Origin of the sequence: Sphingomonas sp. R86520, assembly GCF_042466285.1 — a bacterium.
GTDB lineage: Bacteria > Pseudomonadota > Alphaproteobacteria > Sphingomonadales > Sphingomonadaceae > Sphingomonas.
This window is the reverse complement of sequence record NZ_JAXHBZ010000001.1, coordinates 1,865,980-1,887,110: the sequence shown is the minus strand read 5'-3', so window position 1 is coordinate 1,887,110 and position 21,131 is coordinate 1,865,980. Positions and strand designations below refer to the sequence as shown.

General features: G+C 65.2%; 21 protein-coding genes. 10 read left to right on the top strand and 11 right to left on the bottom strand.

From position 1 onward, the window contains the following. Positions 1–71 precede the first annotated feature (71 nt). Positions 72–1,259, top strand: a complete 1,188-nt coding sequence (locus SJY41_RS08545; RefSeq protein ID WP_380780812.1) for a sensor histidine kinase — start codon at positions 72–74, stop codon at positions 1,257–1,259. Between the two features lie 101 nt (positions 1,260–1,360). Here SJY41_RS08545 and SJY41_RS08540 read toward each other — a convergent pair whose 3' ends face one another. From SJY41_RS08540 to SJY41_RS08525, 4 genes are read right to left on the bottom strand one after another with little or no spacing between them, the layout of a single operon-like run. Next, entirely contained in the window at positions 1,361–2,092 is a 732-nt protein-coding gene (locus tag SJY41_RS08540) for an NTP transferase domain-containing protein (protein ID WP_380780810.1), read from the bottom strand. Between the two features lies 1 nt (position 2,093). Beyond that, the gene (locus tag SJY41_RS08535; RefSeq protein ID WP_056050788.1) at positions 2,094–3,185 is read right to left on the bottom strand and encodes an inositol-3-phosphate synthase; all 1,092 of its coding nucleotides are present in this window, start codon (positions 3,183–3,185) and stop codon (positions 2,094–2,096) included. 15 nt (positions 3,186–3,200) lie between these two features. Beyond that, on the bottom strand, positions 3,201–4,061 hold the full coding sequence (locus SJY41_RS08530) for a CDP-alcohol phosphatidyltransferase family protein (protein ID WP_380780808.1): 861 nt from the start codon (positions 4,059–4,061) through the stop codon (positions 3,201–3,203). A gap of 48 nt (positions 4,062–4,109) precedes the next feature. Then, complete coding sequence (locus SJY41_RS08525; protein WP_380780806.1) at positions 4,110–6,161, bottom strand: NAD(+) synthase; 2,052 nt, start codon at positions 6,159–6,161, stop codon at positions 4,110–4,112. A gap of 80 nt (positions 6,162–6,241) precedes the next feature. On the opposite strand from SJY41_RS08525, the gene SJY41_RS08520 reads away from it, so the two are divergent. Next, a complete protein-coding gene (locus tag SJY41_RS08520; protein ID WP_380780804.1) occupies positions 6,242–6,598 on the top strand; it encodes an ArsC family reductase in 357 nt (118 codons plus the stop codon). An 11-nt stretch (positions 6,599–6,609) separates the two neighbouring features. Further along, positions 6,610–6,891, top strand: a complete 282-nt coding sequence (locus SJY41_RS08515) for a DUF427 domain-containing protein (protein WP_380780802.1) — start codon at positions 6,610–6,612, stop codon at positions 6,889–6,891. Positions 6,892–7,064: 173 nt separating this feature from the next. On the opposite strand, the gene SJY41_RS08510 is transcribed toward SJY41_RS08515, so the two are convergent. Next, positions 7,065–7,979: a neutral zinc metallopeptidase gene (locus tag SJY41_RS08510; RefSeq protein WP_380780800.1), complete on the bottom strand. Its 915-nt coding sequence runs from the start codon at positions 7,977–7,979 to the stop codon at positions 7,065–7,067. A gap of 111 nt (positions 7,980–8,090) precedes the next feature. Between SJY41_RS08510 and SJY41_RS08505 the strand changes: the two genes are divergently transcribed. Further along, complete coding sequence (locus SJY41_RS08505; RefSeq protein ID WP_380780799.1) at positions 8,091–8,876, top strand: 3-hydroxybutyrate dehydrogenase; 786 nt, start codon at positions 8,091–8,093, stop codon at positions 8,874–8,876. Beyond that, positions 8,873–9,610, top strand: a complete 738-nt coding sequence (locus SJY41_RS08500; RefSeq protein ID WP_380780797.1) for a DUF4893 domain-containing protein — start codon at positions 8,873–8,875, stop codon at positions 9,608–9,610. The genes SJY41_RS08505 and SJY41_RS08500 overlap by 4 nt, the downstream gene beginning before the upstream one ends. A gap of 22 nt (positions 9,611–9,632) precedes the next feature. Here the strand turns inward: SJY41_RS08500 and SJY41_RS08495 are convergent, their stop codons facing one another. From SJY41_RS08495 to SJY41_RS08485, 3 genes are all read right to left on the bottom strand, one after another. Then, the gene (locus tag SJY41_RS08495; protein ID WP_380780795.1) at positions 9,633–10,274 is read right to left on the bottom strand and encodes a hypothetical protein; all 642 of its coding nucleotides are present in this window, start codon (positions 10,272–10,274) and stop codon (positions 9,633–9,635) included. Between the two features lie 56 nt (positions 10,275–10,330). Then, positions 10,331–11,317: a cation diffusion facilitator family transporter gene (locus tag SJY41_RS08490; RefSeq protein ID WP_380780793.1), complete on the bottom strand. Its 987-nt coding sequence runs from the start codon at positions 11,315–11,317 to the stop codon at positions 10,331–10,333. 161 nt (positions 11,318–11,478) lie between these two features. Next, the gene (locus SJY41_RS08485) at positions 11,479–11,643 is read right to left on the bottom strand and encodes a hypothetical protein (protein WP_380780792.1); all 165 of its coding nucleotides are present in this window, start codon (positions 11,641–11,643) and stop codon (positions 11,479–11,481) included. A 186-nt stretch (positions 11,644–11,829) separates the two neighbouring features. On the opposite strand from SJY41_RS08485, the gene SJY41_RS08480 reads away from it, so the two are divergent. Further along, a complete protein-coding gene (locus tag SJY41_RS08480) occupies positions 11,830–13,227 on the top strand; it encodes a short-chain fatty acyl-CoA regulator family protein (RefSeq protein ID WP_380780790.1) in 1,398 nt (465 codons plus the stop codon). A gap of 26 nt (positions 13,228–13,253) precedes the next feature. Here SJY41_RS08480 and SJY41_RS08475 read toward each other — a convergent pair whose 3' ends face one another. The 3 genes from SJY41_RS08475 to SJY41_RS08465 all read right to left on the bottom strand — a co-directional run bounded on the left by SJY41_RS08475 (position 13,254) and on the right by SJY41_RS08465 (position 14,920). After that, on the bottom strand, positions 13,254–14,201 hold the full coding sequence (locus SJY41_RS08475; protein ID WP_380780788.1) for an aldo/keto reductase: 948 nt from the start codon (positions 14,199–14,201) through the stop codon (positions 13,254–13,256). Beyond that, the gene (locus tag SJY41_RS08470) at positions 14,198–14,437 is read right to left on the bottom strand and encodes a hypothetical protein (RefSeq protein ID WP_380780787.1); all 240 of its coding nucleotides are present in this window, start codon (positions 14,435–14,437) and stop codon (positions 14,198–14,200) included. Before SJY41_RS08470 ends, SJY41_RS08475 begins: the two co-directional genes overlap by 4 nt. A 111-nt stretch (positions 14,438–14,548) precedes the next feature. Continuing rightward, entirely contained in the window at positions 14,549–14,920 is a 372-nt protein-coding gene (locus tag SJY41_RS08465) for a hypothetical protein (protein WP_380780785.1), read from the bottom strand. Between the two features lie 194 nt (positions 14,921–15,114). On the opposite strand from SJY41_RS08465, the gene SJY41_RS08460 reads away from it, so the two are divergent. The 4 genes from SJY41_RS08460 to metH all read left to right on the top strand — a co-directional run bounded on the left by SJY41_RS08460 (position 15,115) and on the right by metH (position 21,017). Further along, positions 15,115–16,068 carry an ArsR/SmtB family transcription factor gene (locus SJY41_RS08460; RefSeq protein ID WP_380780784.1) on the top strand — a complete coding sequence of 318 codons (954 nt, stop codon included), beginning with the start codon at positions 15,115–15,117 and terminating at the stop codon, positions 16,066–16,068. Next, on the top strand, positions 16,065–17,006 hold the full coding sequence (gene metF / locus SJY41_RS08455; protein ID WP_380780782.1) for a methylenetetrahydrofolate reductase: 942 nt from the start codon (positions 16,065–16,067) through the stop codon (positions 17,004–17,006). The genes SJY41_RS08460 and metF overlap by 4 nt, the downstream gene beginning before the upstream one ends. A gap of 115 nt (positions 17,007–17,121) precedes the next feature. Next, positions 17,122–18,180 (top strand): homocysteine S-methyltransferase family protein, encoded by a 1,059-nt coding sequence (locus SJY41_RS08450; protein ID WP_380780780.1) that lies wholly within the window; start codon positions 17,122–17,124, stop codon positions 18,178–18,180. Positions 18,181–18,302: 122 nt separating this feature from the next. Then, positions 18,303–21,017 carry a methionine synthase gene (gene metH, locus SJY41_RS08445; protein WP_380780778.1) on the top strand — a complete coding sequence of 905 codons (2,715 nt, stop codon included), beginning with the start codon at positions 18,303–18,305 and terminating at the stop codon, positions 21,015–21,017. Positions 21,018–21,131: the final 114 nt, after the last annotated feature.

The following is a 21,131-nucleotide window of genomic DNA, read 5'->3' as shown; positions in this document are numbered from 1 at the left end:
CGAGAGCCATGTTGATCCTATAGCCCCGTCTGCAGGGCGGTCCGGCAGTAAGGAATAGAACACGCGTGTCAGTGATCGAAACATCCCCGGGCGGTGATGCACCCGCCGGCGCGGGCGAACTCGAATACCGCCTCCGCCAGCAGTCGATCCTCGCCGATTTCGGGATCGAAGCGTTGCGCGCACGGGATCTCGATCCGATGCTGCAGCGTGCGACCGAGCTTTGCGGCGAGGGGATGCGATCGAAATACTGCAAGTTTCTCGAATATCGTCCCGAGCGCGACACCTTGCTCGTGCGCGCGGGCACCGGCTGGGCACCGGGGGTGGTCGGATCGACGGAGATGCGGACCGATCTCGGATCGCCCGCCGGGTTTGCGCTCGAAACCGGCGAGCCGGTGATCTCGAACCACCTCGAGAACGAGCAGCGCTTTCGAACGCCCGAATTCATGGCACGGCACAACATTCGCCGTGCGATCAACGTCCTGGTCGAGACGTCGGGCAAGCGTTTCGGCGTCCTCGAGGTCGACAGCCCGGACGAAGGCAAGTTCGAGCCGGCCGACTTCGCGTTCATGCAGGGCTTTGCCAACCTCATCGGCGTCGCGATCGAGCGGCAACAGGCCGAACAACGGTTGAGCGAGGCGATGGAGCATCAGGAACTGCTCACGCGGGAGGCAAGCCACCGGGTCAAGAACAGTCTCGCGCTCGTCTCGGCGATGCTCAATCTGCAGATGCAAGAAGACGACGATCCGCGAATCCGGCGGTTGCTCGGCGATGCGCAGGCGCGGATCACCGCCATCGCGCAGACGCACGATCAGCTCTGGCGCGGCGAGAAGGTCGGCATCGTTGCGCTCGACGATCTGGTTTGCGGGATCGCGACAGGTCTCGGCGACCAGTCCCCCAATCACCGGATCGCGTGCGATATCGAGGCGATCCTGATCAGCGCCGACACCGCGATTCCGATCGGACTGCTGGTTACCGAACTTGTCACCAACGCGATCAAATACGCCTATGACGATGCGGGCGGCGTGATTTTGATCACGGTGCGCAGCGCGGACGGGCGGATCGTGTTGACGGTGTCCGACGAAGGTGGCGGGCTGCCGGCGGACTTCGACCTCAAGGCGGAGTCGCGCAAGAGCCTCGGAATGCGGATGATCGGCAGCCTCGCACGTCAGTTGCGCGGGACGGTGACGATCGAGAACGCCGTCGTCGGGACCTGTGCAACGCTGGAAGTGGCCGATCCGCGGGTCGAGGCGTCGGTCTAGGCCGAGCACCCCACGGTGTTCACCTGTGAACGCAGGAACGCACGGTCACGATCGCTGCGCGTTGGTGTCCTGGGCTCCTGCGTTCGCAGGAGAACGGTGGTTTACGCTGCTACGGCGTCCGCTTTGGTCGCCATCCAGGCCTCGGCCTTGGCGAGCGCGGCGGCGTCGTCGACGTCGATCCAGTCGATGTCGCTGCAATCCACGACCCGGGCAAGACCCTGCGCGGCTAGCAGGCGCACGCCTTCGGTGAGCGAAGGGCTCGCCAAGGTGGCCAGCGCATTCGACAGCGCCGGGCCAATCGCGAAGACGCCGGTGTCGTAGCAGTCGTGCGGTTGGAGGCCCTTGCCGATCGCGACGATGCGGTCGCCTTCGGTCGCGACGCAGGTCACGTCCTCAGGGTCGACCCAGTCGTGGCCGAGGCGTCGGTCGATGCCGAGCCGTAGCCCGCCGCCGGCACCGGCTCGCGCCATCCGGGCATAGAGTTCGGGGCTGACGAGGTGGTCGCACATGGCGAGGATCGCCTCGCTACCGGCAAGCGCATCGCGCGCCGCCAGTACCGAAACGCCGTTGGGTTCGCGGTGATCGGCCAGGACCGTCTCGACCTTCAGCGGCCAACGGCGGCTCGCGAGATACGCTTCGATCGCTTCACGCCCATAGCTGACCGTCACGATCGCGCGCGCGAAACCGGCCTCGGCCAGCCCTTCGAGCGCGTGGGCGATCAACGGCCGCCCCGCGACCGCGCACAGCGGCTTGTACGGGGCGGAGCTGCGAAGGCGGCTGCCTTCCCCGGCGGCGAGGATGATCGCCGTTTGAATCCGGGGCGTCTCGATCATGTCAGGCGGCCTTGATGAACCGCTCGACTTCGATCTGCGCGAGATCGTCGGTCATCTGCGTGCGCGGGTGCTTGCAGAAATAGGCCGATGCAGGGTCGATCACGCCGGCGATGCCGCGATCCTTGGCGATCTTGGCGCAACGGATCATGTCGATCGCGACGCCTGCCGAGTTGGGGCTGTCCTCGACCGAGAGGCGCAGCTCGATGTTCATCGGCACGCCGCCGAACAGCTGGCCTTCCATGCGCAGGAAGCAGACCTTGTTGTCGTTCTGCCAGGGGACATAGTCTGACGGGCCGATATGGACGTTGTCGTCGTCCATCCGCTCGGCCGCGACCGACTGGACCGCTTCGGTCTTCGAGATCTTCTTCGACTCGAGCCGACGATGGTTCGACATGTTGAGGAAGTCGGTGTTGCCGCCGGTGTTGAGCTGGTAGGTGCGATCCAGCTTCACGCCGCGCTTGGCGAACAGGTCGGTCAGCACGCGGTGGACGATCGTCGCGCCGAGCTGAGCCTTGATGTCGTCGCCGATGATCGCGACGCCGGCGTCCTCGAACTTCTTCGCCCAGACCGGGTTCGAGGCGATGAACACGGGGATGTTGTTGACGAACGCCACGCCGGCTTCGATCGCGCATTCGGCGTAGAATTCTGTCGCTTCCTGCGAACCGACCGGCAGGTAATTCATGAGAACGTCGGCGCCCGACGCCTTCAGCTCGGCGATGACCTCTTCACGGGTCGGCTCGGCGGCGTCGGAGACCAGGAACGTGCGGTCGTCCTTGAAGTCGGCCATGTGGTCGGCGACGCCGTCCAGCTTCTTGCCCATCTTCACGATCGTGCCGGTGTTGCCGACATTGGGAGCGAACACCGCGGTGCAGTTCGGCTTGGCGAAGATCGCCTCGGCGACGTCCTTGCCGACCTTGCGACGATCGACGTCCCAGGCCGCGACGACCTTGATGTCGCTCGGCTTGTATCCGCCCATGTCGAAATGCATCAGGCCGACCTGGTCGTTGGCGCCCTCACGGTAATGCTCGAGACCCTGGACGAGCGAGCTCGCGCAGTTGCCGATGCCGACCACGGCGATCCGAATGCTATTCATTATTGACCCTGTTCCCTACGAAAGATGCATGCGCGACGCGGTCTTTGGTCGCGTTGCGGAAGTATTACGAACGAAAGCCCGTTCGACACGACGGTGCCAGACGAGCCCGACGATGGCGACGAGTGTCAAAGGGACGATCTCGAACCACCAGAAGATGCGTGGGTTGCCTGCAAAACAGGCGACGAAGATCGCCCATACCCGGACATTCGCGGCAAGCAAGGCCAGCAAGCGCAACGGCGCGACCGCACGTGCACCGTAACGGGCACCGAGCGCAACCGGATCCGACGACTGACCGAGCGTGCGCTCGAACGGCATCGCGATGCGGTCGATACTGCTCGCGACGCCGTCGTAGAAGCGGACAAGCGCGTTGCCGGTCGGCACAGGCAGCGCTTCGAGCGCGACGCCCTTGATCCGACGATGGAAGCGGGCGCGCTCCCCCTCGTACATGTTCGATTGCACTGCGTGAGCGGCACCGGCGGCAAACGCCAGGATCCAGGCCTCGGACGTGTCGATCGTCAAGGCGAGCGAGACGTAGATCAGCGCGAAGACGCCGTGGTCGCACAGACCATCGAGCATCCGACCGAGCGGACTCGCGGTCTTGGTCGCGCGGGCGACCATCCCATCGAGCCCATCCGCGATCAGCCAGCCCATCGACAGCAGCAGTCCGACCAGCGACAGCGCCCAATTACCCCATTGCGCGTAGGCAAGCGCCGCTGCTCCGCCGAGGCAAAGCCCAGCCACCGACACCGAATTCGCGGAGATTCCACGCGCCAACGCGAGCGGAAGCAGTGCGCGACCCGCCGGGTGAATCAGCCAAAGATTTGATGGGATCTCGATCCGGCGATCGCGCGATCCATCCGGTGGAGCCACTGTCATAGGATTTTCATAATGCGCCCGACCCGCGGTTTATGCAAGATGGCCCGGCTAACCCTGTGGAACGCTTGACCGCAATTCTTCGATCCAAGCAGTTGCAATTCCGTCCGAAGGCGCACGCCAATCGCCCCGCGGCGATAGCGAACCGCCAGCTGACACCTTTGGCCCGTTGGGCATCGCCGACCGCTTGAACTGGCTGGTCGTGAAGAACCGAAACAGGAATTTCTCCAGCCAGTGCCGGATCGTAGGCAGGTCGTAGGCGACGCGCGCATCCTCCGGCAGGTCTTGCGGCCATGCGCCGGAACGCGCGTCGCGCCACGCATGCCATGCGAGAAACGCGATCTTCGAAGGCGCAAGGCCATGGCGGATCACGTAGTGCGCGAAGAAGTCGTTCAGCGCATACGGCCCGATCATCGACTCCGTGCTCTGCAGGGCGCCATCCGCGCCCGCCGGTACCAGTTCGGGCGAAATCTCCTGCGCGAGGATCGTCGCCAAAATCGCGTCGGTATCGGCATCATACTGGTCGGTGCGGATGCACCAGCGTATCAGGAACTGGATCAGCGTCTTGGGCACGCCCGCGTTGACCGCGTAGTGGCTCATCTGGTCGCCGACGCCGTAGGTGCACCATCCTAGCGCCATCTCGCTGAGGTCGCCGGTGCCGAGCACGATGCCGCGCCGCTGGTTGGCGAGACGGAACAGATAGTCGGTCCGCAGTCCCGCCTGTACGTTCTCGAAGGTGATGTCGTACACCGGTTCGCCCTCGCCGAACGGGTGACCCATGTCCTCCAGCATCCGTCGCGCGGCTGGGCGGATGTCGATCTCTTCGGCGGAGATCCCAAGCGCACGCATCAACGCCCAGGCGTTCGCCTTGGTCCCTTCGCCGGTCGCGAAGCCGGGCATGGTGAACCCCAGGATGTTCGTGCGAGGCCGCCCCAGACGGTCCATCGCCTTCGCCGCGACGATCAGCGCATGGGTCGAGTCGAGGCCGCCTGATACGCCGATCACGATCGTCTCAGCATGCGCGGCAACGAGCCGCTTCGACAGCGCCTCCACCTGAATGTTGAACGCCTCGTAGCAATCGTCGTCGCGCCGCGCCGGATCGTTCGGTACGAACGGGAAGCGGCGAATGGAGCGCTCGAGGCCGGTGTCTTCGAGCACGGGCGCATGATCGAACGCGATCCGGCGGAAATGACCTTCGGGATGACCTGCAAATATCGCCGCGTCGTTGAACGTCCCGTCGCGCACGCGTTCCTGGGTGATGCGTTCGATATCTATGTCCGCGATCACGATCTCGGGTTCGGTGGCAAACCGGCGCGATTCTGCGATCTGCTCGCCGAGTTCGTGAATGAGCCCCTGGCCATCCCAGGCGACCTCGGTCGTACTTTCCCCCGGTCCCGCGGCGGAATAGATATAGGCACACATCGCACGTGCGGACTGCGACGACGCCAGCATGGCCCGCTCGCGCGCCTTGCCGATGACGATGTTCGACGCGGACAAATTGCAGCAGATCAGCGCCCCGGCAAGCGCGCCCATCGTCGATGGCGGGGTCGGGGCCCAGTAATCCTCGCAAATCTCCGCGTGGAACACGAAGCCCGGCAGGTCGTGCGCCGCGAAGATCAAGTCCGTCCCGAACGGCATCTCTCCGCCGCAGAGTTCGATCGTCAGCCCGGTCAGACCCGCGCCACTCGCGAACCAGCGCTTCTCGTAGAACTCGCGGTAATTGGGCAGGAACGTCTTGGGCACCACGCCGAGTACCCGCCCGCGCGCGATCGCCAGCGCGCAGTTGTACAACCGACCGTTTCGTACCAGCGCTGCGCCTACCAGCAGCACCGGCCGCAACGTCGCGCTTGCGTCGACGACGGCCTCGATCGCTGCCAGCGTTACCCGTTGTTGCGCGGTCTGAAGGTGAAGGTCGTCGATCGCATAAGATGTCAGGTTCAGTTCGGGAAACACGACCAGGTCGACGCCCTTCGCATCGGCATCACGGGCCAGGGCGATCGTCGCCTCGGCGTTGGCAGTGGTATCGCCTACCGAAGCACGCGGCGTCGCGGCGGCAACCCGGATCAGCCCATGACTATGGATCGCGTAGAATGGATGCGTCATGGGGCATCGATAAACGTCCCTGCTTCGCGGCGCCACCGCCTTGCGTGACGGGGGCGTCCTACGCCACTCGGGAGGCCATTTTGATGATCACGATGTTCGGTATCAAGAACTGCGACACGATCAAGAAGGCGCGGACGTGGCTCGACGCGCACGGCACGACGTACGCGTTCCACGACTACAAAACTGCCGGGATCGAGCCTGCGCACCTCCGCGACTGGATCGGCCGTGTCGGCTGGGAAGTGTTGCTCAATCGCGCGGGCACCACGTTCCGCAAGCTGCCCGAGGCGGACCGATTGGATCTCGACATGGACAAGGCGCTCGCGCTGATGGTCGCACAGCCGTCGATGATCAAGCGTCCGGTGCTCGATACCGGCGAGACGTTGCTGGTCGGGTTCAAGCCTGAGCGGTATGAGGCGGCGGGGCTGGGGACCGCTTGAAGGAGAATTGCATGCCTGTCGCTATGTGGAACGGCCAGGAGATCGCGCGGTCCGACGAGACCGTCGTCGTCGAAGGCAACCATTACTTTCCCGCCGACAGCGTCGATCCGGCATTGCTGGAGGATAGCGCCACGCACTCCCACTGCCCGTGGAAGGGCGAGGCGAGCTACAAGACGCTGGTTGTCGACGGGAAGCGTAACGTCGATGCGGTGTGGTATTACCCGAATCCGAAATCTGCCGCCGCCGAGATCAAGGATCGGTATGCGTTCTGGAAGGGCGTGACGGTCGGGTAGCAGGGTTGGCGCTTCCAACCTGCCGTCATCCCAGCGAAAGCTAAGATCTTCCCGTATGGCAGGCGTCGCGACCCACGAGAGATACCCCAGCTTTCGCTGGGGTGACGGTTCCGGGGAAAGCGCGTGGCATACTGAAGCCCTCCCGTCAGCGGGGGAGGATCTTCAGATTTACCTCAGATCGCGCCGGAGAACGTGTCGCACTGTGCGGGATCGCCACTGTCGAGCCCGCGCTTCAGCCAAGCCTGCCGCTGTGCCGACGTCCCGTGGGTGAAGCTGTCGGGCACGACACGGCCCTGCGACTCCTTCTGCAGCGTGTCGTCGCCGATCGCCTGTGCGGCGGTCATGCCCTCCTGGATATCGCCGGCCTCGAGCCGCGAGCGGTTCGCCGCCGCCCACACGCCCGCATAGCAATCTGCCTGCAGTTCCAAGCGCACCGACATGGCGTTGCCTTCGGTCTCGCTGCCCTGGCGTTGCGCGCGCTGAACCTGCTCGTTGGTGCCGAGCAGCTTCTGGATGTGATGGCCAAACTCATGCGCGATCACGTAGTCCTGTGCAAAGTCACCGTCCGCCTTGAACCGTGTCGACAGCTCGTTGAAAAAGCTCGTGTCGAGATAGATGCCCTGATCGGTCGGGCAGTAGAACGGCCCCATCGCCGACTGCGCCGCGCCACAGCCCGAGCGGCCATTGCCGTCGAAGAAGACGAGCTTCGGCGCGACGAACTTCTCGCCGCTCTTCTGGAAAATCGCTTCCCACGTATTATCCGCCGAGCTGAACGCGTTGCAGGCGGCCTTGCTCTCGGGCGTCAGGTTGCAACTGGAGGTCGTGTTGGTGCCGGAACGGGGAGCGCCCACCTGGCTGGTCGGTGCGGAGGACTGACCGCCGCCGAGCAGGCCGCCGAGCCCGCCCATGCCACCGAACACAGCCATCAGGATCAGCACGACGACGATCCCGCCGCACCCGAAACGACTGCCGATCATCGGCAGCAATCCCATGAGCAGACCACCGCCGCCGCCGCCAAAGCCGCCGCCACCGCCAGAGCCGCGCTGGTCCTCGACGTTGATGTTCGGATCGTAATCGTCGAGCCGCATGGAATGCCCCTTTTCGTTTCTGCTTGGGAACGAAATGCGCAAGGTGGCGGTAGAGTTGCAAGTGCGCCGGATTGATGGTGCGATAGCGACGACGGATGAAATGGAGTGCGCATGTTCCTGAAGGGCAAGACCGCGGTAATCACCGGATCGACATCCGGAATCGGGCTCGCCTACGCCAAGGCGTTCGCAGCCGAAGGTGCGGCGATTATCCTCAACGGCTTCGGCGACGTGGACGCGATCGAGCGCGAGCGTGCGGCATTGGCGCAGGCCAGCGGCGCGGTCGCGCTGTACGATCCCGCCGACATGACGAAGCCCGACGAGATCGCCGCGATGGTCGCGCGGGCGGCGGCGGAAACCGGCAGCGTCGACATCGTCGTCAACAATGCCGGCATCCAGCACGTGGCCGGTATTGTTGACTTCCCGGTCGACAAGTTCAACGCGATCATCGCGATCAACCTGTCGTCGGCGTGGCACATGATGCGCGCCGCGGTACCGCATATGCGCGCGAAGGGCTGGGGGCGGATCATCTCGACAGCCTCGGCGCACTCGCTGGTCGCGAGCCCGAACAAGTCCGCCTACGTGATGGCCAAGCACGCGATCGCCGGCCTGACCAAGACGATCGCACTGGAGACCGCGACCGACGGCATCACCGTAAACTGCATCTCGCCCGGCTATGTCTGGACGCCGCTGGTCGAGAACCAGATCCCCGACACGATGGCCGCGCGTGGTCTAACGCGCGATCAGGTGATGAGCGACGTACTGCTGGCCGCGCAACCGACCAAGGAGTTCGTCACGCCCGAGCAGGTCGCGGCGTTTGCGCTGTTCCTGTGTCGCGACGAGGCGAAGGCGATCACCGGCGCGAACCTGTCGATGGACGGTGGGTGGACCGCGGCATGACCCGGGTCAGGCAGGCGGTAAGCGATCATCGTCCCAAGCGAACCCCCAGTACCGCGGTGGACAAGGACAGGATCTCGCTGCTGCGGGCCTGGGTTGGAACAGCCGCCTGCGCGCTGCTGACGGCATGCGGTGGCCATGACGACGCGGTCGTCTCCGCGGGAAGCATCGCTCCCGAAGCCACGGCCTCGGCAGACAGCGCCAAGGCGTCCGATTGGCGACGTCTCGCCACGCCTGCGGATCGAGGACGGTTGCGGAGCTGGCGTGGCGCCTGGGTCAACGCGCTGGCGCAGGCCGATGCCCGGGAGGTCGCGCGCGAACGAGCCTTGTTCGATCCGGACCATGCGCTCGATCAGCCATTGCCGCCGCCCGGTGCCTATCGGTGCCGCACCTTCAAGCTCGGCGCGCGTAGCGGCACCGGACTGAGCTTCGTCGGCTATGCCTGGTTCGCATGTCGGATCGTGCAGAACGCGGGCGGCGAGACGATCACCTTGTCCAAGCTCAACGGGTCGCAGCGCCCGGTGGGCACCGTTTATCCGGATACCGACGCTCGCGGGGTCTTTCTGGGTACGATGCAACTCGGCGACGAGACCCGGTCGATGTCCTATGGTCGCGATACGAACCGCGACATGGCCGGCGTAATGGAGCGGATCGGACCGAAGCGCTGGCGGTTGGTGCTGCCCTATCCGCGGTTCGAATCCATTCTCGACGTCGTCGAACTGGTACCCGCACCCTGACGATACGAGTCGGCCAAGGTCGCTACGGTACGCTAGCAGGCATGGTATCCCCGACCGAAGCCACTCTCGGCACGGTGTTCTCGACTGGAGCGCCGGTAGCCGGCAGGATCGGCAGGCTGGCCAGATACTTCTTGCCGCTGAGGTCGATGACGGTAACCCGGTCGCCGTTCTCGGCCAGCACGGCCTTGAGGTAGGATCGCGGTTTCTTCATCAGCCTTGGTTGGTCGACCCCCTTCAGCCCCACGAGGCGCGCCGCTTCCCGAACGAAGGTCACGCAATTATGATCGGCCAGGCGGTAGACGCTATCCGGCCTGCCTTCGCTCCACGCGTCGACCAGCCGCAGCACGGCACCATATTGCGCGTCGGTCATCACGGTCGAGAACTGGGCATCGCTGCCGTTCATGTAGGTGGGCCTTGCGATATCCAGTTTGCCCGCAACCGGACCGAACAAAAGCGCCGGGCTCAATGCCTTCGCGGTGAAGCCGTAATTCACGTCGACCGGCGGTCCGCCGGCGTCGGGAATACCGCGCAGCGTGAAGAACGCGTGCGGGAAGCTGTTCCCGAGTTCGTGGCTCCAGAACGTGATCGTAACGGAAGCCTGTGCCGGAGCACTGCAGCCGACGCAAAAGACGAGCAAGGCAAAGAGCCGAACCAGCGATTTCATACCACGCTAATATCGCGGAATTACGGGCCTTTCCAGCGGTATGGCATCAACGCAGATCAGCTTTGCGCGCTGGCGTCCCGCGCTGGTTCCTTGTGGCCGGGTTCGATGACCAGCGTCGCATTCTCGCGCTTTTCCGGGCGAATGTAGATCGACGACAGCATCGGCACGGCGGCGCGAAGTTCGGTCTCGATCGCTTCGATCAACGTCTCGCCTTCGCCCATCGTCGTCGCGTCGTCGAAGTCCGCGCTGATCGCCGCAAAGATGCTGTCTGGCGCGGTGTGGATCGTACGCACATGGTTGACCGACACGATCGCGGGATAGTTGTCGACGATACGCCGGATCGTGGCGATCACCTCGGGGTCGGCGCGCTCGCCGATCAGCAGGCCCTTCGATTCCCGCGCGAGCAGGACCGCGACAAGCGCCAGGATGGCCCCGATCACGATCGAGGCGGCGCCGTCGATACGAGGATCGTTGAACGCGTGGCTGCCCCAGATGCCGATCCCGGCAATGACGAGTCCCGCCAGCGCCGCGGAATCCTCGAACAGCACGATGAACCCGGCCGGATCTTTCGAACGCCGGATTGCGCGCCACCAGGGCACGTCGCCCTTGGCCTTCGAGAATTCTCGCACGGCGATCGTCCAGCTCGACCCTTCGAGCGCGAACGAGATGGCGAGCACGACGTAGTTGATCGTGGGACTGGTCAGCGGTTCGGGATGCTGGATGTGGCGCCACCCCTCATAGATCGACACCCCGGCACCGATCGCGAAGATCAGGATGGCGACGACGAACGCCCAGAAGTACAGTTCGCGGCCATAGCCGAACGGGTGCGCTTCATCGGCGGGTTGCTTGGCCCGGCGCTGGCCGTACAGCAACAGCACCTGATTGCCACTGTCCACGACCGAGTGAAACCCTTCGGTCAGCATCGACGAAGAGCCGGTGAGTGCGGCGGCGACGAACTTCGCCACGCCGATCCCCAAATTGGCGGCGAGTGCGCCATACAGGACGATGTCGTCCTTGATCCGAGCTGTTAGTCCATCTGCCATGCCCCGTCCTACACGAGGCCACTCGCATGGAAAGGGCGGGATCGCAGGTGCTTGGGGAAAGCCTGTGCTGGATCAACGGGCGTGATTTGCCCGATTGCGAATATCCGCCGGTGGACGAACCACCGACGGATACCTTTCCTCCCCAGGAAACTGGTCGCGCTTCAGCCCAGTCGGCCGAGCCTGTGATAGAGTGCGCTGAGACGGGTCAGGCGGCTGTCGTCGACCGACACCTTGCTGATGAGTTCGCCAAGCGCCTCCTTCATCAGCGCGAAGTCGTCGGTCGAGAAGACGGCGCGGGCGCGGGTGGGTTCGGTCGTCGTCGTCATGGCTTGCCTCCTTCGTTGCCGGCCCCTCCTTTACAACTTTCACATTGCGAGGAGAGGCGATGCCCAGGAGATAGCGGATCTTATCTTATGCGCTGACTAGGAAAGCCGTTCTAGCAACGTGTCGCTGTCGGCGATCCTTGTATGGATGATGTCCTTATGTAAAGATCGTGACAGGAGGGCGCACCGATGGCGGAACGGAAACTGTTGGCCGGGCATGCGATACGGCGATTGCGGCGCAGTGCCGGCCTGACACAGGCGGCGATGGCCGAGATGCTCACGATCAGCCCGAGCTATCTGAACCTGGTCGAGCGCAATCAGCGACCCATTTCGGCGACGTTGCTCATCAAGCTCGCGGAAAGCTTCGACTTCGATCCGCGTGCGCTGGCGGCGGGAGAACCGGGCGGTGGCGCCGACGCGATCCGGCGTCGGCTGGCGGATCCGATGTTCGCCGACCTAGAGATCGACCGGACCGAAGTAGAGGAGTGGTTGGCCAGCGCGCCGGGTGGTGCGGCGGCCTTCGCGCGCGTCTTCGACCGGATCGGGGACGGCGGAGCGGTCGAGGCGGGCGACGATCCCGTCACGCTGGTTCGTCGCGAGATCGAGCGGTGGCGCAACCATTTCGCAGACCTGGATGCCGCCGCCGAATCGCTGGCGGACGAGCTTCGGCTGGGCGCCGGCGACCTGTACGGTGCGATCGCCGAACGCCTGCGCGCCAAGCACGGTCTGACGATCCGCGTCCTGCCTGCCGATGTCTTGCCCGATACGTTGCGCCGGCTCGACCTCCATGCCCGGCAGTTGCAGTTGAGCGAAGTGCTCGACCCGGCATCGCGGACGTTCGCGGTGGCGTTCCAGCTCGGTCAGATCGAAGCGAAAGCCGAGATCGACGCGTTGGTGAAGGGGGCAGGGGCCAATGGCGCAGGCTTCGCCGACCGGGCGGCCGAGCGGCTGTATCGCCGTCACCTGCTTGGCTATTTCGCGGCGGCCTTGATGATGCCCTATGCACGGTTTCTACGCGGTTGCGAAACCACGGGGTATGACATCGAGCTGTTGCAACGCAGGTTCGGTGCCGGCTTCGAACACGTCGCCCACCGGTTGACGACGCTGCAACGCGTCGGCGCGCGGGGTCTGTCGTTTTTCATGATCCGAGTTGATCGCGCAGGACAGGCATCGAAGCGCTATCCGGGCGCGAGCGGCGCCGCACTGGTCGAGGCGGATGGCCGCTGTCCCTTGTGGCGTCTCCATCACGCATTCGATCGTCCCGGCAGTCTCGTCGTCCAACTGGTCGAACTCGAGGATGGCGAACGCTGGCTCACGATGGCGCGAACCGTCACGCCACAAGGGCGCCGTTATGGTGCGATCAACGCGGAGTTCTCGATCGGGCTCGGCGTGGCCTCGGCGCAGGCCGGCGTTCTCTCGGCCGCAAGTGGACTGGACCTTACGGGTGTCGCGACGCCGATCGGTCTCGGATGTCGTGCCTGTTTCCGCAGCGACTGTCCCCAGCGTTCGGTCGCACCCGCGGGTCGCGCGCTCCTCATAAACGAACGTGAGCGACGAACGTCCGCGCTCACGTTCGCCGGGGACTAGATCGGCCGCCGAAGACTAGATCGACGTCAGACGCCTGCGTCGGTCAGCGCGGCAAGCTGGTGCTCGGTGAGTTCCAGCGTCATCGCCGGGAGTAGGTCCTCGATCTGCTTCACGCTGGTAGCACTCGCGATCGGGGCGGTGATGCCCGGCTGCGCGATCAGCCAGGCGAGCGCGACCTGTGGGTGCGTCGCGCCGCTCTCCGATACGACGGCGTCCATTGCGGCGAGCATGGCTTCGCCCTTGCCATCGAGCAACTCGCTCATCCGACCGCCGCGGACGCTCTGGCCCAGGTCGTCCTTGGTGCGGTACTTGCCGGTCAGGAAGCCCGCGGCGAGCCCGTAATAAGGCAGCACGCCGATATTCTCGGTGACGCAATAATCCTGTAACTCGCCCTCGAACTTGTGGCGGCTGACGAGATTATATTCGGGCTGGAGCACGTGATAGCGCGGCAGGCCGGACTCCTTGGCGGCGTCGACCGCGGACTTGAGTCGGGCGGCGTGGAAGTTGGAGGCGCCAAGCACGCGAACCTTGCCGGCATCGATCAGCTTGCCGAACGCTTCGAGAACCGCGTCCTGCGGAACGGCGTCATCGTCCTGATGCGCGTAATACAGGTCGATGCGATCCGTGCCGAGGCGCTTGAGCGACGCTTCCGCGGCCGCGGCGATGCGGGCGGGAGCAAGCTTTTCGCCACCGTCGCCGGGCAGCATGCCGACCTTGGTTGCGATCAGCACGTCGTCCCGCTTGCCGCTGGCCTTCAGCCATTCGCCGATCATGCTCTCGGATTCACCGCCCTCATGCCCGTTGACCCATGCCGAATAGACGTCGGCGGTATCGATCATCGTGCCGCCGCCCGCGACGAACGCATCGAGCACGGCGAAGCTGGCGGCGCGGTCGGCGGTCCAGCCGAATACGTTGCCGCCGAGGACGAGGGGGGCGATCTTGAGATCGGTCGAGCCGAGGCGGCGAAGAGTCATCGGGTCTGATCGCTTTGATTCGAGGAGGGATTCGCGGAAGGACTCGCGGAGGGATCCGAGGGTGTGTCGGTGTCGCCAGGAGCGGCAGCGACCGCGTTCAGGTCGACGCTGTTGGCATCGAGCATCGCGGCGGCTTCGTTCAACTGATGTGCTTCGTCGGCGGTGACGGCGCCAGGCTCGCTCGTGGGTGAGCACGCCGCGAGCGCCGAAATGGCAAACAGCGCCCCCACTATCATGCCGTCATGCCAGCGAACGCTGGTATCTTTCCGTAGAGGTCGTCGTGACCCGAACCGGGAGAGCCCAGCGTTCGCTGGGGTGACGGAGAAGTGGGGGCGCCTTGGCAAGGCTTAGTCCTTGATCGCGTTGCCAGCGCGGGTCAGCGCGTTGCCGGTGGCGTCGGCGGCGCGGTCCGCACCGTTGCTGATCGACGCGCCCGCGCGGTCTGCACCAGCTTCGATCCGGTCACCGGCGCGGTCGGCCTTTGCGTCGAGGTGGTCGGTCGAGTTGTCGACGCGTGCACCGGCGTTGTCGAGCGAACGCTCGGCCGAACCGAGCGCGCGATCGCTCGCGGCGCTGACGTCGTCGACGGCGTTGGACGTGGTCGCGCTCGCATCGGCGGCGATCGCGTTGGCCGCCTGGGCGGTCTGGTCCTGCGCGTTGTTGCTGCAGGCTGCCAGGCCGGCCGTCAGGGCCAGGGCGGGGATCAGGAACTTCTTCATGCTATCTACTCCCGTTGAGAAAGTGGCTTCCATCCCGGGGGACATGGCCTTGTGGACCAGCCGAAGGCCAGTCCATAGCGCAATCGAACGCCGGTAAAGCGTTTCCGATCCGTCACGATCACTTTGAATGCGACAAGCCGCCGGGCCTCACGGCCGCGTTGACCTCATATAAAGAATTCTTTATATGTCACCTCATGACGATGGCGCTCGAAATCTTCCGTGCATTGGCGGACGCGACTAGGTTGCGGATTCTTGCGTTGTTGCGGCGCATGGAATTGTCGGTCGGCGAGCTCGCGCAGGTGCTGGGACAGAGCCAGCCGCGCGTATCACGGCATGTGAAGATCCTGTGCGACGCCGGCCTCGCCGAACGGCGCAAGGAAGGCAGCTGGGTGTTCGTCGCACTGGGGGCACCCGATGTGGTCGAGCCGGTCGCGGGCGCGCTCGACGTCTGGGCGAAGACCGAGCCGGATCACTGGGCGGTAGCCGATGCGGCGCGTCTCGCCGCGGTGCGCGCGGACCGGGCGGCGAGTGCGGCGGCGTGGTTCGAGGGGCATGCCGACGAATGGGACGCGATCCGGTCGCTGCATGTGGCCGATAGTGAAGTCGAGGCGGCGATGGCTGCCGTGCTCGGTGACGCGCCGGTGGGCACGCTGATCGATATCGGCACGGGCACCGGGCGGATGCTCGAGCTGTTCGGCGGACGCGCGACGATTGCGCTCGGCATCGATCGCAGTTCGGAGATGCTGCGGCTGGCGCGCGCGAAACTGCACGACATGACGCACGCCGAACTGCGCCAGGCGGACCTGTACGCACTGCCGATGGCGGATGCCGCGGCGGACGTCGCAATCCTGCATCACGTCCTGCATTTTGCGCAGCAACCGGGCGCTGCGGTGGGCGAGGCGGCACGGGTGCTGGCGCCGGGCGGGCGGTTGCTGATCGCCGACTTCGCGAGCCACGACCGCGAGGAACTGCGGCTGCGCGATGCGCATACGCGCCTCGGGTTCGCGGACGAGCAGATGGCGGCGTGGTTCGAGGCGGCGGGCTTGCAGACGGCACGCGTGGAAACGCTCGAGGGCGGCGAGTTGACGGTGAAATTATGGCTCGGCCGGAAGATCGGCACGAGCTTGCGTGAGGTGAAGGCGGCATGAGCATTTCGATCCCCCAACTGGCCGAAGCGCGCCGCGCACTCGAGGAACCGCTGTTCGCGGATCTTGCGGGAGATGTCGGTCTGAGCTTCGAATTCTTCCCGCCAAAGAGCGAGAAGATGGAGGCGCAGCTATGGGATGCGATCCGTACGCTTGAGCCGCTCGGGCCGGACTTCGTGTCCGTAACGTACGGCGCGGGCGGCTCCACGCGTGAGCGGACGCATGCGACGGTGGCGCGGATTCAGCGCGAGACGTCGATGAACGCGGCCGCGCACCTGACCTGCGTCGAGGCGACCAAGGCCGAGATCGACCAGGTCGCCGAGGAATATTGGGCGGCGGGCGTACGCCACATCGTCGCGCTGCGCGGCGACATGCCGACGCTGGGTCAGCCCTATCAGGCGCATCCGGGCGGGTATGAGAATGCGGCGGCTTTGGTTGCTGGTCTCCGGAAGCTGCATCCGTTCGAGATCTCGGTCGCGGCGTATCCCGAATGCCATCCGGAATCGGGCGGTCATGATGCCGATATCGACAATCTGAAGCGCAAGCTCGATGCCGGTGCGAGCCGGGCGATCACGCAGTTCTTCTTCTCGCCCGAAGCGTATTTCCGGTTTCGCGACCGGGTTGCGGCGGCAGGGATCACCGCGCAGATCCTGCCGGGTATCCTGCCGGTGTCGAACGTCGCGCAGACGCGGAAGTTCGCCGGGCTTTGCGGGGCGGAGATCCCGGCGTGGATGGACCGGCTGTTCGAAGGCCTCGACGACCACCCCGCCGCGCGACAGCTCGTCGCGGCGACGATCGCGGCCGAGATGTGCCGGCGGTTGTATGCAGGGGGGGTGAAGGATTTCCACTTCTACACGCTCAACCGCGCGGAACTGGCCTACGCGATCTGCCACATGCTCGGCGTGCGTGCGAAGCCGGTCGACAAGGTCGCCGCGGCGTAATTCCCCTCCCGCCTGCGGGAGGGGTTAGGGGAGGGGCTGGCCCGATCCGACCGTCTCGTTTGCGGCACTTCCCTCCCCCGACCCCTCCCGCCAGCGGGAGGGGAGGAGATTGACGATGACACCACGTGAACGTTTCAACGCGGAAGCCGCCAAGCGCATCCTGATCACCGACGGCGCGTTCGGTACCGAGATCCAGAACTGGAAGCTCGACGAAGCGGCCTATGCGGGCAATCTCGGCCTGTCGCACGACCAGAAGGGCAACAACGACATCCTGGCGATCACCAAGCCGGACGTTCCCGAGACGATCACGCGTGAATATCTCGAGGCCGGGTCGGACATCGTCTCGACCAACACGTTCAGCGCAAACATCATCTCGCAGGCCGATTACGGCGCCGAGCATCTGGTGCGCGAGATCAACGTCGAGTCCGCCCGTATCGCGCGCGCGCTCGCGACCGAATACGAGGCGAAGGACGGCCGTCCGCGCTTCGTCGCCGGCGCGATCGGGCCGACCAACAAGACGCTGTCGCTTTCGCCCGACGTCAACGATCCCGGCTTTCGCGAGATCGACTTCGATTACCTCAAGGGCGTGTACCGCGAGCAGATCGACGCGCTGCTCGAAGGCGGCGAGGGGGTCGGGGTCGACTTCATCCTGATCGAGACGGTGTTCGATACGCTCAATGCCAAGGCCGGGATCATGGCGGCGATCGAAGCGGGCGATGCGCTCGGGCGCGACGTGCCGATCATGATGTCGATGACGTTGACCGATCTCTCGGGGCGCAACCTGTCGGGGCATACGGTCGAGGCGTTCTGGCATGCGGTCCGCCACGCCAAGCCGATCACGATCGGGCTCAACTGCTCGTTCGGCGCGGAGCAGTTGCGGCCGCATGTGAAGACGCTGTCGGCGATCGCGGATACGCTGATCATGGTGTATCCGAACGCGGGGCTTCCGAACGAACTCGGCGAGTATGACGAGCAGCCCGAGACGACGGCCGGGCTGGTCGGCGAATGGGCGGTGGCCAAGCAGGTCAACGTCCTCGGCGGCTGCTGCGGGTCGACGCCCGCGCATATCAAGGCGATGGCGGATGGTGTTCGCGGGCTCGAACCGCGCGCGGTAGCGCGGCCGGAGGTGCGGACCAAGCTCGCCGGCCTAGAGCCGTTCACGATGGCGGCTTAGTTCCCCTCCCGCTTGCGGGAGGGGCTAGGGGAGGGGCTGTACCTTCCTCCAGCGCTCCGCTCGCGGTTCTTACAGGCCCTCCCCCGACCCCTCCCGCAAGCGGGAGGGGAGGAAAGAAGATCATGACCACGACCACGACCTCCTCCACGTCTTTCGTCAACATCGGCGAGCGCACCAACGTCACCGGCTCGGCGCGCTTCAAGAAGCTGATCATGGCGGGCGACTATCCCGCCGCGGTCGAGGTCGCGCGCCAGCAGGTCGAGAGCGGCGCGCAGGTGCTCGACGTCAACATGGACGAGGGGCTGCTCGACGCGCACCACGCGATGACGACGTTCCTGAAGCTGATCGCCGCCGAGCCCGACATCGCGCGGATCCCGTTCATGGTCGACAGCTCGAAATGGAGCGTGATCGAGGCCGGGCTGAAGTGCGTCTCTGGCAAGCCGATCGTCAATTCGATCAGCATGAAGGAGGGTGAGGAGCAGTTCCTCGCTCAGGCCCGCAAGTGCATGGCGTACGGTGCGGCGGTCGTCGTTATGGCGTTCGACGAGGTCGGGCAGGCGGACACCAAGGACCGGAAGGTCGAGATCTGCGAGCGCGCCTACAAGCTGCTCGTCGGGATCGGCTTCCCGCCCGAGGACATCATCTTCGATCCCAATGTGTTCGCGGTCGCGACGGGGATCGAGGAGCACAACAACTACGGCGTCGACTTCATCGAGGCGTGCAAGGAGATCAAGGCGCGCTGCCCACACGTCCATATCTCGGGCGGCCTGTCGAACTTCAGCTTCTCGTTCCGCGGCAACGAGCCCGTGCGCCGCGCGATGCACAGCGTGTTCCTGTACTACGCGATCCCCGCGGGCATGGACATGGCGATCGTCAACGCCGGCCAGCTCGACATCTACGATGACATCGATCCCGAGCTGCGCAAGGCGGTCGAGGACGTCGTGCTCAACACCGGTCCCGAGGCCGGCGACCGCCTCGTCGCGCTGGCCGAACGCTATCGCGGCACCGACGTGGTCGCGGAGAAGGCGGCGGCGGAATGGCGCTCGCTCGGCGTCAACAAGCGGCTCGAATATGCGCTGGTCAAGGGTATCGACCTCCACGTCGTCGAAGATACCGAGGAAGCGCGGCTGATCATCGCCGGCAATGGCGGGCGGCCGATCGAGGTGATCGAAGGCCCGCTGATGGACGGCATGAATGTGGTCGGTGACCTGTTCGGATCGGGGAAAATGTTCCTGCCTCAGGTGGTGAAGTCGGCGCGCGTGATGAAGAAGGCGGTCGCGCATCTGCTCCCGTATATCGAGGCGGCCAAGGAGCCCGGCGCGCGCGGCAAGGGCAAGATCATCATGGCGACCGTCAAGGGCGACGTCCACGACATCGGCAAGAACATCGTCGGCGTGGTGCTCCAGTGCAACGGCTTCGACGTGGTCGATCTGGGCGTGATGGTGCCGTGGTCGAAGATCCTGGCCGCGGCGAACGAGAACGATGCGGACATGATCGGGTTGTCAGGTTTGATCACGCCGTCGCTCGACGAGATGGTGACGGTCGCCGAGGAGATGAAGCGCGCCGGCATGACGATGCCGCTGCTGATCGGCGGCGCGACGACGTCGAAGGTGCACACCGCGCTGCGCATCGCGCCGGCCTATGACGGCCCGGTGGTGCATGTGCTCGATGCGAGCCGTGCGGTGGGTGTCGCGTCGACGCTGGTGTCGGACACGATCCGCGACGAGTTCGTCACGAAGACCGCTGACGAATATGAGGCGGTCCGGATCGCGCGGGCGAACAAGGGGCAGAGCGAGTTGCTGCCGTTGGCGACGGCGCGCGAGCGCGGGTTCGTGGCGGACTTTGCGATGAAGCCTGCCGCGCCGGTGAAGCCGGGCGTGCATGTGTTCGCGGACTGGGACCTGTCGGATCTGCGCGACTATATCGACTGGACGCCGTTCTTCCGCGCGTGGGAGTTGGCGGGGAACTTCCCGGCGATCCTGACCGACGAGGTCGTCGGCGAGAGTGCGAGTTCGCTGTACGCGGACGCGCAGGCGATGCTCGATACGATCATTGCGGAGAAGTGGCTGACGCCGCGTGGGGTCGCAGGCCTCTGGCCTGCTCGCCGCGAGGGCGATGATGTGGTGGTGCTAGCTCCCTCTCCCCTTCGGGGAGAGGGTCGGGGTGAGGGGCAGCCAAGCAGTGCTGCGCCCGGAACAGCCCCTCACCCCAACCCTCTCCCCGCAGGGGAGAGGGAGCAGGAAGAAGTCCGTCTCCCCATGCTGCGCCAGCAGATCGCCAAGCGCGAGGGCCGCGCTAACATGTGTCTCGCCGATTTCGTCGACACCCAGGACGACTGGTTCGGCGGCTTCGCGGTCGGCATCCACGGGATCGACGACCACATCGCCCGCTTCAAGGCGGACAACGATGATTACAACGACATCCTGCTGAAGGCGCTCGCCGACCGCTTCGCCGAAGCCTTCGCCGAACGCCTCCACAAGCACGTCCGCACCGACCTGTGGGGCTATGCGCCGAACGAACAGCTTACCAACGAAGCGATGATCAAGGAGCAGTATCGCGGGATCCGCCCGGCGCCGGGTTACCCCGCGTGCCCGGACCACAGCCTCAAGCCGATCCTGTTCGATCTGCTCGACGCGCCGACCGCGACCGGCCTCGAACTGACGGAGAGTTTCGCGATGTTTCCGACCGCAGCGGTGTCGGGGTTCTATTTCGGCCACCCGCAGGCGGAGTATTTCGGTGTGGCTCGCGTCGGTCGCGACCAGCTTGAGGATTACGCCGCGCGACGTGGCGCGGACCTGAAGACCGCCGAACGCTGGTTGCGGCCAAACCTCGACTAGGCTGGCTCACCCGTCACCCCGTCCGTCATCCTGACGAAAGTCAGGATCCAGGGTTACCACAGCCAGCCCTCGGGGCTCTGGGTCCTGACTTTCGTCAGGATGACGGACGGGGCT